We start from the raw sequence: 15,964 nt of genomic DNA on the forward strand, positions 1-15,964 counted from the left end.
CCTGTGCATATGGTATTGAAAACATGCAAATGCAAGGGGCAATTGCAATATTTACGGTGAACCTGAAAAGAATCCTTAGATTGGCCGTATAAAAAGGAGAATCGTGCAATAATAGCTGGATACGGTGAAATAATGCCTTTTAAGGTTGTGGTAAAGCCTAATCAGCTTCGTCAAAACAGATCCAAAAAAAGAAGCGATAAAATAAATTTTGGTTTATTTTATCGCTTCTTTAAAGTAATCACTAAAAATGAGATGCTTTTTCAGTGGCCTCCATTTTTTGAGGGCTTTTTTTTTACAATAAACTTTCCAATTTAAAATGAAAGGTCATAATTACACCATCCCTATCTATCTTGAGTTTAATAAGCTTACCTTGTTGTGCCCGAAAGAACGAATTGACCTCTTGCAGTTTATAATTATGGACCTCCTTATTATTAATGGTCAAAATAACATCTCCCAACATTAAGCCTGCTCTTTCAGCCGGCGAATTGGCTCTCAATTCAACAATTCTGAAAGCGGGTTTAAGGGTAAACTTATAAGCTTCTATTACGGAAAGTCTCGACAGCTCTTCATTGGACTGGTCATTTTTGAATTGAGAACCCTGATCTCTCTCCTTAACCACTCTAACTCCATCCTGCTCCAATACAATGCCACTTTTATTGTATTCAAACGGATCATTGAAATATCTGTTCTTCTTAAAAGTAACTTTCGAGTTCTTAAAATCCATAACAATATTGAACCGCTTTAACAATTCTCCTGCCATGCTACCACTTCTCGCTTTAAATTTTCTAGCAAAACTAACAGCTGCAGAGTCCGGATAAGCAACATTTAGGTTGTGGACATGAAAACCATTTATGCTAAAACGTTTTAATTTTGATCGTTTACCGTGAACGCTTCCGCTTAATCCTTTTCCTAAAAAATCTATAAAAAAATTACCATTTTCAGGGATCAATCCCAAGGATTCATTTTCAAACAGCCACAGCGCATCACTCCCACCAGAATCCATCAGCAATTTTACGGGAACTTCTTCTCCTTTTACTTCAACTATGGCGTCAATAAATGGCTTGTTATTAAACAAAGTCAGATTTAAAGTTTCACAGTTTCTACAGGTTTTATACTTGTAGGTATCAGGATTATTCAACCTAATAAACTTGGAACCATAATTGATTTCAACAATAAAATCCTTAAATATATCATACCCAATAATTCCATGGACTGGAATGCCCAATCGAGGTGTGAAATTTATGGTTTCATCAGAAATTATAAACACATCCTGATTGACGTTTATGGCCTCACCAATTTTAAAGATATTATTTCTCGATTTTAACGCTACTGTAGATTCCCCATCTCCCAAACCTCTCAAGTAGATGCTTTCTACGTCTTTCAATTTTAAAGAATCTGATGAGTTGATAATATTGAACAGTATGGGCTTGCTAACTCCAGAATCAAAAATGAATGATAACTTTACCTTATTTATTTCTACAGGAATAATAATGAGATTGTCAATAAGTTGAAACTTGACCTTTGTACGTTCGGACCGGGTCAAACGAAAACCATTCTGCGAAAAAGATTGTCCGCAAAACAAAACGATACAAAAAATGGTAAAATATCTCTTAATCATCCTAATCGAAGCTAGAGTAATACCAATTTACAAATCTTTAGGCCCAAATTCATTTTTTACATGACGATTTTCAAAAATCTTTGAGATAATTTTCAGAACTTTACCCTCTTAAACATTCAGTTCATGCCGAAAATTTCAAAAAAAGGTCAGATGATGCCCTCATCTCCAATAAGAAAGTTAGTCCCTTATGCCGAACAAGCCTATAAGGATGGAAAAACAGTCTATCATTTAAATATTGGACAACCTGATATCAAAACTCCTGAAATCGCCCTCGACGCGGTTAGAGTGCATTCTTTGGATATTCTAGCCTACACCCGATCTGAAGGATCAGAGGAATATAGAAAAAAGATAGCGCAATACTACGCCAAAAACAATATCAATGTGGACCACAGTGATATCATTGTAACCACAGGCGGCAGTGAAGCCTTGTTGTTTGCTTTTGGAAGCGTGATGGATTCTGACGATGAAATCATAATCCCAGAACCATTTTATGCCAATTACAACGGATTTTCAACAGCCTCTGATGTTAAAGTGGTCCCGGTTATTTCTAAAATAGACGATAATTTTGCTCTGCCACCCATTGAAGAATTTGAAAGGTTGATAACAGATAAAACCAAGGCTATTTTAATTTGCAACCCTGGAAACCCTACTGGATATCTCTATTCCAAAGAAGAAATCAAACAACTGGCAGCAATTATAAAGAAGCATGATCTGTTTCTTATTGCTGATGAAGTGTACAGAGAGTTTGTTTACGACGGCAACGAATTTTATTCCATTATGCAGGAAGAGGGGCTCGAGGATCATGCCATTATAATTGATTCTGTATCAAAACGCTATAGTATGTGTGGCGCACGAATTGGCTACTTGGTCTCTAAGAACAAAGAAGTCATTTCAACAGCGTTAAAGTTCGCACAGGCGCGATTGAGCCCTCCTACGTTGGCACAAATTGCAAGTGAAGCTGCATTGGATACACCCCAAAGTTATTTTGATGACGTTATTAAAGAATATAGTAAACGAAGAAACATCCTCATCAGGGAGTTGAAAAAAATTGATGGCCTCAAGGTTGCAGAACCAAAAGGTGCCTTTTATTGCATTGTGGAATTGCCAGTTAAAAGCGCTGATCATTTTGCACAATGGCTTTTGGAAAGTTATGAACATCATAAGGAAACTGTCATGGTTGCACCGGCGGCAGGATTTTATTCAACACCTAATGTAGGATTAAATCAAATTAGGATAGCCTACGTGCTCAATGAAGAAAGTTTGATTAAAGCCGTTTCCATTTTAAAAGAAGCCTTGAAAGTTTACCCTAATTAGTGAATATTCAAGAAAACATATCATTAAAGCCCTATAACACTTTTGGGTTGGATGCCCGTGCAAAATATTTTGTGACGGTTAAGAGCATTCAAGCCTTAAAGGAGGCCGTAAGTTTGGACAACTATCCCGAAAAATTCATTCTTGGTGGTGGAAGCAATATGCTTCTCACTAAAAATTTAGATTGTTTGGTAGTTCATTTGGCCTTAAAGGGCATCGAAGTTATTGACGAAGACGATGACAACGTCCTCGTCAAGGCATATGCTGGCGAAAATTGGCATCAGTTTGTGTTATGGTGTCTAGATCAGAATTATGGGGGTATAGAAAATCTATCCTTAATTCCGGGTAACGTGGGTACCGCTCCCATTCAAAATATTGGTGCGTATGGCGTAGAATTAAAAGACGTTTTCGAGTCTTGTGATGCGCTGAACATAAGTACAAAAAAAATTGAAACGTTTTCGAAAGACGCGTGTCAATTTGGGTACCGGGAATCGGTGTTCAAGCAAGAGAAAAAGCACAGTCACATTATAATAAGCACCACTTTGAAATTGAGCAAGCGTCAGCACCAATTGCATACAGAGTATGGTGCAATTACTAATGAATTAGAAGCCATGGGTATTACAGATCCTACGATTCAAGACATTTCCAAGGCAGTAATCTCGATTAGGGAAAGCAAACTTCCAAACCCCAAAGAGATTGGAAATAGTGGTAGTTTTTTTAAGAATCCTGTGATTTCCAACTCCCAATTTGAAAAGCTCAAAATCAATTTTCCAGACATTCCGAGCTATGTAGTATCAACAAAAGAAGTAAAAATACCTGCAGGTTGGCTGATTGAAAAAGCAGGGTTCAAAGGCAAGACCTTTAATAATTACGGGGTTCATAAAAAACAAGCCTTGGTACTAGTCAATTATGGAGATGCTAAGGGATCAGATATTCTTAAATTGGCGACACTGATTCAAAAGACAATTGATCGAATTTTTGGAATTTCTATAGAAACCGAAGTGAACATCATATAAAAAGGCCCCAACACAACAGCTGAAGCCTTAAAATAATTCCTGCAGTGTCAAATGAAAAAGCTATTAATCAATTTTCTTAAAAAGAAGAAATTTAGACACTACCGATATACAAACAATATTTTAATAATAAAGTAGTTTATTTGTAATTTTACCACCTTAATATGATATACGTCCAAAAAACATATTTGGACTTTTTAAACCTTAAATTAAATTAAATTTTAACTTTTTGAGCTATTCACTAGAAGAACATATTGTCGAACTTCTTGAAAAAGGAGACAAAGCTGCCCTTAATTTACTTTATGAAAATTATTCTGACAGCCTCTATGGCGTTATTTTAAAAATAACCAAGAATGAGGAGCTCGCACAAGACGCATTGCAGGAAAGTTTCGTGAAGATCTGGAAAAACTCGAAAAAATACGATTCAAAAAAAGCAAAACTCTTTACCTGGCTCTACAGAATAGCACGCAATACAGCTATTGATAAACTGAGAAGTTTCAATAATCGTTTCAGTAAAGAAGTCCAAATTGACAAATCAGACGTATATATTCTACCAACCTCAAGTTTAAATCAAGATGTTATTGATTTGAAAGAGCACGTTACGAAACTAGAAGAGAAGTATCAAATAGTATTAAATGCCCTGTTTTTTGAGGGCATGACGCAACAAGAAGCTAGTGAAGAACTAGATATTCCATTAGGTACTATAAAATCTAGGTTGAAAATCGGTTTGAGAGACTTACGAAAACTCTTCAACTAAAGAACAGTTTAAAGTTTAGAAAAAATGGAAAAAAATTTACAAATTTTTATGGATTCGGGCCTATTGGATAGCTATATCTTAGGCACCACAACTCCTGATGAAAATTTAGAAGTTGAAAGCTATATTGCTGAATTTCCTGAAGTAAAAGCTGAGTACGAGAGGCTTCAAGATAATTTGGAAATCTTAGCGAAGGCAAATACGGTAGAAGCTCCAAAGTATATATTAGACGCTATTATTAAAGAAATTTCAGAGGAGACTCCGGTTATTCAAATGAATGCATCCCCAGTACATCATCGTACTCCATGGTATAGTATTGCGGCAAGTATAGCAGCATTTATTTTTGCTGGTACAGCTTTCTTACTCTATGAGCAAAATATATCGCTAAATCACGAAAACCAAGTGGTTGTTGAAGAGATCTTTGACCTTAGAAGCGATATTGAAGACAATAACAAAAAACTCGAGAACGTCATGCTTCAATTTATGAAATTGAACAACCCGGAAACGGAAAAGTATGTTTTAAGAGGAAATTCAAGAGCTAAAGACCTTAAAACTGTGGCATATATCAACGCTGTAGATAAAACATCGATGATTGATGTGGTTTCATTACCAAAGCTTCCTGAGAATCAGACTTATCAAATTTGGGCCGAATTGCAAGATAGAATGGTCAATCTCGGTATTTTAGATGAATCAGAGCGTAAGCTCAAGACCATTCCATATATGGAAGATGCACTCGGATTGAGCATTACGATTGAGCAGAAAGTGGGTTCCAAGATCAACAAGGCACATGCTGAAAACTCTGTAGCGGAAATCACACTAAAAAACAATTAGTTTTATTTAAAGATCAAAATAACAATCACTCATTGTTTTATTGAAAATAATAAAGAGGCTGCCTAAAAAGGTGGCCTCCGTTATTTTATAATAATCAGGTATAAAGGACATATTGTACGGCGATCATGTACCAGTTGCTTTTTCATAGTGTGGAATTAAAAACAGAATTGAGATGTAGTTGGATTGGAACACCAATCAATTCGTCAAAATCAACCCAATTCAATGACTTCCCTGTCAGCTTTTTCAATGTTTTTTGAACAGTACAATGTGAGCTAAATCAAAAAATAAGCTTCTTATAAAGTTATCGCAGATGTAGTCATCAGATAACTGAAAATATTCCAAAAAACCTGTATCTTTGTATAAAATTTAACTGATGAAACTTTTATTCATTACACTCATCCTTTTAGGTCTTGGGGTTGCTGGTATTGCTATAAAAATATGGGCAAAAAAAGACGGTAAATTTGCTGGAACTTGTGCTAGTCAGAATCCCATGCTTAATAAAGAGGGCGAATCGTGCGGCTTCTGCGGTAAAACACCTGATCAATTTGAAAACTGTAACGAACCTCAACACTCTTAGCGGTTAATGATTGTTTTTTATGTGCTTTTCTACATCTTTGTTGTAGTCATTCTTGTTCAATTGTTCTTTTACGCTTATGTTTTCTCTAAGGTCAAACAGAAAAGCCATAGCAATATCTCCACCGATAGGCCTTTTATTTCCGTAATTGTCTGTGCGAAAAATGAAGCCAACAATTTAGAGAAATTTCTGCCTTCCATTTTAAATCAAGATTATCCAGACTTCGAGGTGGTATTGATCAACGACAGTTCTACCGATGGCACATTGAGAGTTATGGAGCGCTTTAAGGCAATGCATAGCAATATAAAAATTGTCAACGTCAAAAACATCGAAGCGTTTTGGGGCAACAAAAAATACGCACTTACTTTAGGCATTAAAGCCGCAACACACAACCACCTTTTATTTACCGATGCCGATTGCAAACCTGTTTCCAATCAGTGGATCGCGGAGATGAGCAGATGTTTTTCAAAGGATCATCGCATTGTTTTGGGCTATGGTGCCTATGCAAAAGTGAAGAAGTCATTTATAAATAAATTGATTCGCTTTGACACCTTAATGACTGCCGTACAATATTTTTCATATTCCAGGTTAGGCCAACCATTTATGGGTGTTGGTAGAAATTTAGCTTATACCAAAGAGTTGTTTTTTGAGGCAAGAGGTTTTATGGATCATATGCATATCAAATCAGGTGATGATGATCTCTTTGTAAATCAAATTGCCACAGCGGAGAACACAGTCATTTGTTTGTCGAAAAACAGCTTTACTGAATCCCCTTCAAAAAAATCATATAGTGATTGGATCATTCAGAAACGCAGACATATCACTACCGCTAAACATTACAAATTAAGGCACAAGGCAATGCTGACTTTGTTTTACCTATCGCAGTTTTTGTTTTTAACATTAAGTATCGCCCTAATCAGCACTCTGTTTTATTGGGAAGTTGTGGTTGGTTTAATTAGTTTAAGGTATATAGTTTTATTTATCACCCTGACTTTAGCAGCTAAAAAATTAGAAGAGAAAGATTTGATTCCATTATTTCCAATTCTCGAAATATTTTTAATTGTGTCCCAATTCTCTATCTTTATAAAAAATCTCATCTCAAAACCAAATCGTTGGAAATAAAAGAAATCATTAAAAAGGCAAAAAAAAATGACCAATCAGCATTTAATGCCTTGTTGGATTTTTTTTGGAATGATGTCTACGGTTTTCAATTGAAGCGAACTGAAAATGAAAATGATGCCGAAGATATCGCCATTCAAACATTTTCTAAGGCATTCGACAAAATTGGGACGTATAATGAAGAATACGAATTTAAGACTTGGTTGCTTACCATCTCTAAAAATATTCATATTGATTTAATAAGGAAACGAAAGTCCTCTATTCAAAATAGATCAAGCCGTAAAGACCATGAAGATTTTCATAATATTATCGATGAGTCTCCTTCTCCTGAAGACAAACTGATCACCGAACAGAATTTAGCCAAGTTGCTTCGGGATATTAAAAAACTCAAACCACATTATCAAGAAGTGATCAATTTAAGATACTTTCAGGAATTATCTTATAAGGAAATATCCGAAGAGCTTAACGAACCAATAAATAACGTTAAGGTCAAGCTTTTAAGAGCAAAAAAATTACTGGCAGATATAATAATTAAATAACCGTGAACATCAGTTTTAAAAAATTAGGACCTGGTTTATTGTTTGCCGGAGCTGCTATTGGTGTTTCCCATTTAGTGCAATCTACTCGAGCTGGTGCCGATTTTGGTTATGGTCTTATTTGGGCCCTTTTGTTGGTCCATATTTTTAAATACCCATTTTTTCAATTTGCTCCAAGATATGCTTTGGCAACTGGGGAAAGCCTATTGGATGGCTATAAGAAAATGGGCAAGGGAGTCTTATTTGCTTATTTCATCCTCACATTTACGACCATGTTTACCATCCAAACTACGGTAACCATTGTTACGGCAGGCATTGCTTCCACTCTTTTTGGAAATCTGATTTCAACAGAAATATGGGCCGTTATTATTCTTTCAATTTGTGCTCTTATTTTGATCAAAGGCAAATACAGCTTTCTTGATCAAATAATGAAAGTCATTGTCATTACATTAACTATAAGCACCTTAATTGCTGTTGTTCTTGCTCTAAACTCAAACCCACATGCGCTTTCATTCAAACAGATACTACCAGAGAACACTTTGGAAATTAGTTTTTTGATTGCATTCATGGGTTGGATGCCTGCACCTTTGGACGTTTCAGTATGGCAATCACTTTGGGCTTTGGAAAAACGTAAAGTGAACAACACTTATAACGTCAAATCTTCGCTTTTCGATTTTAATGTAGGCTATTTGGCAACCATTATTATTGGCCTGGGATTTATGGCTCTTGGTGCCTTGGTAATGTTTCAAAGCGGCTCCACATTTAGTGATAAAGCTGGCGAATTTTCCAATCAGTTAATCTCAATGTACACCAAAAGCTTAGGAAACTGGGCTTATCTTATTATCGGCATTGCCGCATTTACGACCATGTTTAGCACCACATTGACCACATTGGACGCCTCGCCAAGAACAATGGCCAAAACAACTGAATTGCTTTTTGGCCATTCTTCAAAACGGAATTACCTGTTATGGATCGGTATTTTAATTGCCGGAACTGTTTCTATTTACTTCTTTTTGGGTTCGGAAATGGGTTTGCTCATAAAAGTCGCCACTATCATATCTTTTTTGACAGCCCCGTTTTATGCCATTATCAATTATAAGCTCATCAGTAGTAAACATACTCCTGTTGAATGGCGTCCTTCCCGAAAAATACATGTATTAAGTTGGTTGGGAATTCTCTTTTTAATTGGATTTAGCCTTTGGTATCTGACCACTCTATAATGTATATTTTCAAATTTACTTTGTACCTTTGTGTTTGTAAACTTCCTAATAAATGAGTGCAGAGACTATTTCACAAGCAGATACCATTTCTAAAATAATCCCAGAACGCCAACCAAAACCAAAATGGCTAAGAGTAAAACTACCTACTGGTAAAAAATATACAGAACTTAGGGGGTTAGTGGACAAATATAGTTTGAACACTATTTGCACCTCAGGAAGCTGTCCAAATATGGGCGAGTGCTGGGGGGAAGGAACAGCTACATTTATGATTTTAGGAAATATATGTACTCGTTCGTGTGGATTCTGCGGTGTGAAAACCGGACGTCCCGAAACTTTAGATTGGGACGAACCTGAAAAAGTAGCACGCTCCATAAAAATCATGAATATTAAGCATGCGGTTTTGACCAGTGTAGACAGAGACGATTTGAAAGATATGGGAAGCATTATGTGGTCAGAAACCGTAAAGGCGGTGCGACGCATGAATCCTGAAATTACTTTAGAAACACTCATCCCTGACTTTCAAGGAATAGAAAAACATATTGATCGGATTATTGAGGTTGTCCCTGAAGTGGTTTCCCATAACATTGAAACCGTCAGAAGATTGACACGTGAAGTAAGGATTCAAGCAAAATATGACCGTAGCTTAGGAGTTCTTAAATATTTAAAAGCTCAAGGACAACGACGAACAAAATCGGGCATCATGCTTGGACTTGGCGAAACTCGTGAAGAAGTTATTGAAACGCTTCACGATTTAAGAGCAAATGACGTTGATGTGGTGACTATTGGACAATACTTACAACCAAGTAAAAGGCATTTGCCGGTAAGGCAGTTCATTCTTCCTGACCAGTTCAAAGAATACGAAACAATAGGTTTGGATCTTGGTTTCAGACACGTGGAAAGTAGTGCCTTGGTAAGATCCTCTTACAAAGCTCAAAAACACATCCACTAATGATCAGGGTTGCTATTAACGGTTTCGGACGAATTGGCCGACGCGTATTCAGACTGATTCAAGAACGAGAAGGTATCCAGGTGGTGGCCATTAATGATTTGGCTGATGCCCGCACCTTAAGTCACTTGTTGAAATACGACAGTATCCATGGGGTCTTAAAAAACCAAGTTACATTTGATGATAACCATATCATATTTGACCAGCAGCTGGTGCCCTTACTGAACCACAAGCAAATTGAAGATATTGATTGGACACCTTACGACGTTGACGTTGTCATTGAATCTACAGGAAAATTCAAAACTACAGAAGATTTAGAAAACCATATTAATAATGGTGCCAAAAAAGTCATCTTATCGGTCCCTCCTATTGATGATTCCATAAAAACCATCGTGTTAGGGGTTAACGACGACATCCTGACTGGAACAGAAACCATCATTTCCAATGCTTCCTGTACCACCAATAATGCAGCGCCCATGCTTGCCGTAATCAACGATCTTTGTGGTATAAAACAAGCGTACATTACTACAGTTCATTCATACACCACTGATCAAAGTTTACATGATCAACCACATAAGGATTTACGACGCGCTCGAGCTGCAGGTCAATCTATAGTTCCAACAACCACTGGCGCAGCAAAAGCACTGACCAAAATTTTCCCTAAACTGAAAGATGTCATTGGCGGTTGTGGTATTCGCGTTCCTGTTCCCAATGGCTCCTTGACTGACGTTACTTTAAACGTCATAAATACCGTATCCATTGACGATATAAACCAAGCCTTTAAGAGAGCTTCAGAAACCCACCTAAAGGGCATTTTAGAATACACGGAAGACCCTATTGTTTCTATCGATATAGTTGGCAATCCGCACTCTTGTATCTTTGATTCCCAAATGACTTCAGTTATCGGGAATATGATCAAAATTGTGGGTTGGTATGATAATGAAACTGGATATTCAAGTAGAATATTAGATTTAATTTGCAATTTACCGAAGAAATAACCACTTTTGTCGAATAAATAATTATATTTGTTTTTATAAAGTGACCAAAAATGTCCCAACCTAAATACTATATAGTTACTTTTCTAGTCTTTTTTTCCATGACATTATTTGCACAGAATAATGCCAGTGAAGATATTGACATTCTCAAGATGCGTATTCAAAATTATATCACCCAATCTGGTTTTGAATCAGAGCGCGGTGATTATTATAACGCTAAAGAGAATCTCGAAAAAGCATTAATTATCGCCAAGCAGATCGGCGATAAGAAATCTGAAGGCAGTATCCATACAAAAATCGCAAAGGTTCAATTTATTGTTGAGGATCCCGAGAGTGCTCTAGTGTCTTTAACAAAGGCAGCTGAGTTGCAGAGAGAAACCAATGATTATGCAAATTTGGCCATTACCTATAATATACGGGGCATTTTGCATACAAGCAAAAAAGAATATCCAATTGCTTTGGATTACTTTAATTCTGCAAAAACCAAGTTTGAAGAAGAAGGTTTAGAGCGCCTCATTGCAGATGTCAATTTAAATGAAGCCAAGGTATATATAGAATTAGAAGATTATAAAACAGCCAAGGCAAAGCTGGAAAAAACAATAATTTTAGCCAAAAAACATAACCAGATAGGAGTTTTAAGCAGCGCCTACATTAATAGCGGAAAAGTGCTTCATAAGCTTGGAAACGACGATTTAGCGCTTTCTATGGCTAAAAAAGGATTGGAACTTGCCAAAGAAAATAAAATTCCGGAATATATTAATGATGGATATCTGACTTTGAGCGATATATATCAGGCAAGTGAAGAATATAAGCTCTCCAATCAATACTTAAGGAAGCACATTCAGTTATCAGATTCATTACTTGACATTAAACGCGAAAATTTATCGCCAGAAAAAAAAGCACAATTCATATCTGAATACAAGGATTCTGAACGTAAACAAATGGAGGTAAAGCTTGAAGAAGCTGATGCTTCAAATAATCTAACCAGAATTACCACCATCTTGAGTATCGCCTTAATTACGATTTTATCTCTATTGACATTATCGCTATACAAAAACAATAACATTAGGCTTAAAACCAATAATATGCTCCATAAGAAAAATGATGAGCTTATTATTGCAAAAGAAAAAGCCGAATTGGCGTCCAAAACAAAAGCTAACTTTCTATCAACGGTAACCCACGAACTTCGTACACCGCTTTATGCCGTTACAGGTTTGACCAATATGCTATTGGATGAGGAGCCAAAGCCAGAACAACTACCTCATTTGAAATCTCTAAAATTTTCTGGAGATTATTTATTGACATTTATCAATGATATTCTACAGATCAATAAAATTGAAGCCAATAAAGTGGACTTGGACCCTGAGGTTTTCAATTTGCAGAAAAAAGTAGAAAACGTGGTTTCGGCATTGAGCAATTCAGCTTTGGACAATAATGTCAAATTGCATTATGAATACGACGATAGCCTTCCATCAACCTTTATTGCCGATCAATTAAAGATTTCGCAAATTCTGATCAACCTCATCGGAAATGCGATTAAGTTTACCAAGGACGGAGATATATGGGTGCGAGTAAAGAAACACATCCAAACCAATGACGATTATATAATACGATTTGAGATAGAAGATAATGGTATTGGTATCACTAAAGAAAAGCAGGAAAATATGTTTGAAAGCTTCTCTCAAGGTTCTATTCAGATCAACAGAAAATATGGAGGGACAGGACTTGGGCTTTCCATTGTAAAAGGACTTATTGAAATTTTAAAAGGAAAAATTTATTTAAAAAGTGAGCTCGGAAAAGGATCCATATTCATTTTTGAAATCCCTCTACTCTATGCGCCTGAACCAGTAATTACTGCAAAACCTAAAACCCTTAACGAATTTAACACATTGGACTTGACAAATATCAAAATTTTGGTTGTTGAAGACAACAAGATCAACCAAATGATAACCCGAAAGATTTTAAACAAGATGAACCTTTATTGTGATGTTGTCGATAATGGTGAAGATGCGGTGGATCGCGTCCAACAAGAACAATATGACGTTGTTTTGATGGACATCCACATGCCTGGTATAAGCGGAATTGAAGCCACAAAAATCATTAGAACCTTTGATAAGGAACTCACTATTTTTGCGCTTACAGCCGTTACTATAGAAGATAAAATGCAAGAATTTGACGAAGCTGGATTTGATGATATTATCTCAAAACCATTTAAGCAGGAAGACTTCGAAAAGAAACTTTACAACGTCTTAAAGTCTAATCAAAAACCTGCAACGTCTATTTAACAAAATTACTTATCAACGTATCAAACTCTACTTGTCTATCAATTCTTATTTCAATAGGCAAATAATATAATAAGCCACTTTCACTAAAGTGAGTTTGCAAGCGCACCATGTCTTTTTCGGTGGTGATTATTAATGATTTTTGCTTTAAAATGGCAATTTCACTTGCATTAAAATCATGATGATCCTTAAATCTTAAATGCTCAAACTTTAATCCCAATAATTTTAAATGGGCAATTAAAGGCTTCGGATTTGCAATTCCAGTGACCAGGGTAAATGGTGTGTCTTTTAACCTTTCCAAATCCAAGCGATCTTGGTTATTTCTAACGGATTTAGAATACGCAATACTTCCGAAAAAAACATCTTGATGCGGTAAAGGATTTATATCATTCTTGATTTGTTGTTTCTTTTCTTCCGATAAATCTTCCGGACATTTGGTCACCACAATAATGTCGGCGCGCTTGGCTCCTCGTCTTGGCTCCCTTAAATTTCCAGTAGGCAATAAGATATCCTTTGTATAAAGATCATCAAAAGCAGTCAATAAAATATTAAAACCTGCCTTGACCCTTCGATGCTGGAAAGCATCATCAAGCAAAATGATTTCAGGAGGCTTAGCTAAAGTCGATAACTGTGAAATGCCGTGAACCCGGTTGGCGTCAACACTCACTATAATATCATCAAATTTTTGATAAAACTGGAAAGGCTCATCACCAATTGAGCTCGCTGTAGCAGTATCATCCGCAATCACAAAACCTTCGGTCTGTCTCCCATAGCCTCTACTGAGTGTTGCCAGATGGTGCTCAGATTTCAACAATCGGATTAGATATTCAATCATTGGCGACTTACCAGTACCTCCTACACTCAAATTTCCGACACAGATCACAGGGAAATTATAGGATGTGGATGTTTTGATCCCCAAATCATACAATTTATTTCTGAACCAGGTTACCAAATAGTAAACAGGAACAATCGGAAAAAGAAGATATCTTAATATTTTCATCATTGGCTAACTATATGGTCGTCAAGGAAAATACGAGCAACAATTTTCTTCAAAAAAATATGTACTTCCCGCACCTACCGTTCAATACGCATGTTTTCAGGTATGTTCACAATTCCGCAACCGTCCACTAATATATGACCGTCCTCTTTGACCAATTGCAATGCTACTTTAAAATCGTCCCAATCTATTCCTTTGACAATGACGTAACCTGTTGGGGCATTGAACTCATGGAGCTCAAAACCATTTGGTGGATAATCTTGCGCATCAAACAAAGGATTTGCCAATAACCCAATTCTCGGATTCTCTTCCCAGGCCAAAATGACCATATTTTCTAATTCCGATTTTAATTTTTCACTAGCAAGAGGTGAGTTCTTAACAAATTCAAGAATTTCAACTTTATCGATACTTTCAACATAGGAGTTGATAAAATCGAGTGCCGCTTGATAGTTCTCGTCATCAGAAGTAGCTTCACTTTCTAAGGGCTCGTATAAATCAGTATTTGGAAGTTCAATAGCTACCCCTTCAGACAGGTTCCTTTTTTCAGATTGACAGGCCAATAAACTTAGAGTAAAAACGAGGGCAAGGATGTATTTCATAATTATCAAAGGACATGTTTACAACGAAAATATAATATTTTATCTTTGCAAGTAACCTAAAACCTAAAAATCATATGTTAATCCACAATGTCATCACTCATCTCGAAGAATTGGCACCTTTAGCTTATGCTGAGGAATTTGATAATGTAGGCCTATTGGTTGGTGATAGAAATAAGCCACTTACAGGGGTTCTGGTAACTTTAGACACCTTAGAAAGTATTGTGGATGAGGCCATCGACAACAACTGCAACTTGATTGTCAGTTTTCATCCCATCATTTTTAAGGGCTTAAAAAAAATAAATGGCTCTAACTATGTTGAGCGCGTCGTTCTTAAAGCCATTAAGCATGATATTGCCATTTATGCCATTCATACGGCTTTAGACAACAGTTTACAAGGCGTCAATGATATTATATGCAACACACTAAGTTTAGAAAATAAAAAAATATTATTGCCGCAGCAGGGCACCATAAAAAAACTGACCACTTACGTTCCACAAAAGGATGCCGACGTCTTACGCCTTGCTTTATTCAATTCTGGAGCCGGCACTATCGGCAATTATGAAAATTGTAGTTTTAACACCAAGGGCACAGGCACTTTTAAGGGAAATGAAGCTTCCGACCCGAAAGTTGGAAAACGGGGAGAATATCGCCAAGAGGAAGAAACCCAAATTTCCATTACTTTTCAGAAACATTTGGAAGGTCAAATTCTCGATGCGTTATTTAAAAATCATCCCTATGAAGAAGTTGCTTTTGAAGTAACTACCTTAGACAATTATAACCAGCATATTGGAATGGGAATGGTTGGTGAGCTTCCAAATGAAATGAAAACAGAAGATTTTCTACAGTATCTAAAACAAAAAATGAATGTTTCATGCCTAAGGCATTCCAATTTAAACAAAGATAAAGTGAAGCGTATTGCAGTACTTGGTGGTTCGGGTAGTTTCGCAATTACCGCTGCGAAGTCGACAAAAGCTGATGTTTTTGTAACTGCAGATCTAAAATATCACGATTTTTTTTCGGCAGAAGATCAAATTATTTTAGCAGATATTGGTCATTATGAAAGCGAACAGTTCACAAAAACCTTTTTAGCTAACTATCTCTCAAAAAAAATTACTAATTTTGCAGTCGTTTTATCAAAGATAAACACCAATCCTGTAAAGTATTTATAA

The 15,964-nt window shown here is 36.3% G+C and carries 15 protein-coding genes; 12 read left to right on the plus strand and 3 right to left on the minus strand.

Annotated features, from left to right (window positions below; genetic code table 11):
* Positions 1–292 precede the first annotated feature (292 nt).
* Complete coding sequence (locus G6N06_RS00005; RefSeq protein WP_163514003.1) at positions 293–1,618, minus strand: PDZ domain-containing protein; 1,326 nt, start codon at positions 1,616–1,618, stop codon at positions 293–295.
* A 123-nt stretch (positions 1,619–1,741) separates the two neighbouring features.
* Between G6N06_RS00005 and G6N06_RS00010 the strand changes: the two genes are divergently transcribed.
* The 11 genes from G6N06_RS00010 to G6N06_RS00060 all read left to right on the plus strand — a co-directional run bounded on the left by G6N06_RS00010 (position 1,742) and on the right by G6N06_RS00060 (position 13,202).
* Positions 1,742–2,932 (plus strand): pyridoxal phosphate-dependent aminotransferase, encoded by a 1,191-nt coding sequence (locus G6N06_RS00010; RefSeq protein WP_163514004.1) that lies wholly within the window; start codon positions 1,742–1,744, stop codon positions 2,930–2,932.
* Positions 2,932–3,945 (plus strand): UDP-N-acetylmuramate dehydrogenase, encoded by a 1,014-nt coding sequence (gene murB, locus G6N06_RS00015; protein WP_163514005.1) that lies wholly within the window; start codon positions 2,932–2,934, stop codon positions 3,943–3,945. Before G6N06_RS00010 ends, murB begins: the two co-directional genes overlap by 1 nt.
* Positions 3,946–4,171: 226 nt before the next feature.
* Entirely contained in the window at positions 4,172–4,699 is a 528-nt protein-coding gene (locus G6N06_RS00020; protein ID WP_163514006.1) for an RNA polymerase sigma factor, read from the plus strand.
* Between the two features lie 24 nt (positions 4,700–4,723).
* Positions 4,724–5,527, plus strand: coding sequence for an anti-sigma factor (locus tag G6N06_RS00025; protein ID WP_163514007.1), 804 nt, complete (start codon positions 4,724–4,726; stop codon positions 5,525–5,527).
* 373 nt (positions 5,528–5,900) lie between these two features.
* Positions 5,901–6,104, plus strand: coding sequence for a membrane or secreted protein (locus tag G6N06_RS00030; protein WP_163514008.1), 204 nt, complete (start codon positions 5,901–5,903; stop codon positions 6,102–6,104).
* A gap of 6 nt (positions 6,105–6,110) precedes the next feature.
* The gene (locus G6N06_RS00035; protein ID WP_163514009.1) at positions 6,111–7,223 is read left to right on the plus strand and encodes a glycosyltransferase; all 1,113 of its coding nucleotides are present in this window, start codon (positions 6,111–6,113) and stop codon (positions 7,221–7,223) included.
* Positions 7,214–7,759, plus strand: a complete 546-nt coding sequence (locus G6N06_RS00040; protein ID WP_163514010.1) for an RNA polymerase sigma factor — start codon at positions 7,214–7,216, stop codon at positions 7,757–7,759. The genes G6N06_RS00035 and G6N06_RS00040 overlap by 10 nt, the downstream gene beginning before the upstream one ends.
* A 2-nt stretch (positions 7,760–7,761) precedes the next feature.
* Positions 7,762–8,976: an Nramp family divalent metal transporter gene (locus G6N06_RS00045; RefSeq protein ID WP_163514011.1), complete on the plus strand. Its 1,215-nt coding sequence runs from the start codon at positions 7,762–7,764 to the stop codon at positions 8,974–8,976.
* 52 nt (positions 8,977–9,028) lie between these two features.
* The gene (gene lipA / locus G6N06_RS00050; protein ID WP_163514012.1) at positions 9,029–9,925 is read left to right on the plus strand and encodes a lipoyl synthase; all 897 of its coding nucleotides are present in this window, start codon (positions 9,029–9,031) and stop codon (positions 9,923–9,925) included.
* Complete coding sequence (gene gap, locus G6N06_RS00055) at positions 9,925–10,920, plus strand: type I glyceraldehyde-3-phosphate dehydrogenase (protein ID WP_163514013.1); 996 nt, start codon at positions 9,925–9,927, stop codon at positions 10,918–10,920. The genes lipA and gap overlap by 1 nt, the downstream gene beginning before the upstream one ends.
* Before the next feature lie 98 nt (positions 10,921–11,018).
* Positions 11,019–13,202, plus strand: coding sequence for an ATP-binding protein (locus G6N06_RS00060; RefSeq protein ID WP_240337917.1), 2,184 nt, complete (start codon positions 11,019–11,021; stop codon positions 13,200–13,202).
* Here the strand turns inward: G6N06_RS00060 and lpxK are convergent.
* Together lpxK and G6N06_RS00070 are read right to left on the minus strand one after the other, a co-directional pair.
* Positions 13,195–14,202, minus strand: coding sequence for a tetraacyldisaccharide 4'-kinase (gene lpxK / locus G6N06_RS00065; RefSeq protein WP_308469739.1), 1,008 nt, complete (start codon positions 14,200–14,202; stop codon positions 13,195–13,197). The two genes, G6N06_RS00060 and lpxK, sit on opposite strands and share 8 nt — an antisense overlap.
* Positions 14,203–14,273: 71 nt before the next feature.
* Positions 14,274–14,795 (minus strand): hypothetical protein, encoded by a 522-nt coding sequence (locus G6N06_RS00070; RefSeq protein WP_163514015.1) that lies wholly within the window; start codon positions 14,793–14,795, stop codon positions 14,274–14,276.
* Positions 14,796–14,869: 74 nt separating this feature from the next.
* Between G6N06_RS00070 and G6N06_RS00075 the strand changes: the two genes are divergently transcribed.
* Positions 14,870–15,964, plus strand: a complete 1,095-nt coding sequence (locus G6N06_RS00075; protein ID WP_163514016.1) for a Nif3-like dinuclear metal center hexameric protein — start codon at positions 14,870–14,872, stop codon at positions 15,962–15,964.

The organism is Gelidibacter japonicus (genome assembly GCF_010725055.1).
Classification (GTDB): domain Bacteria; phylum Bacteroidota; class Bacteroidia; order Flavobacteriales; family Flavobacteriaceae; genus Gelidibacter; species Gelidibacter japonicus.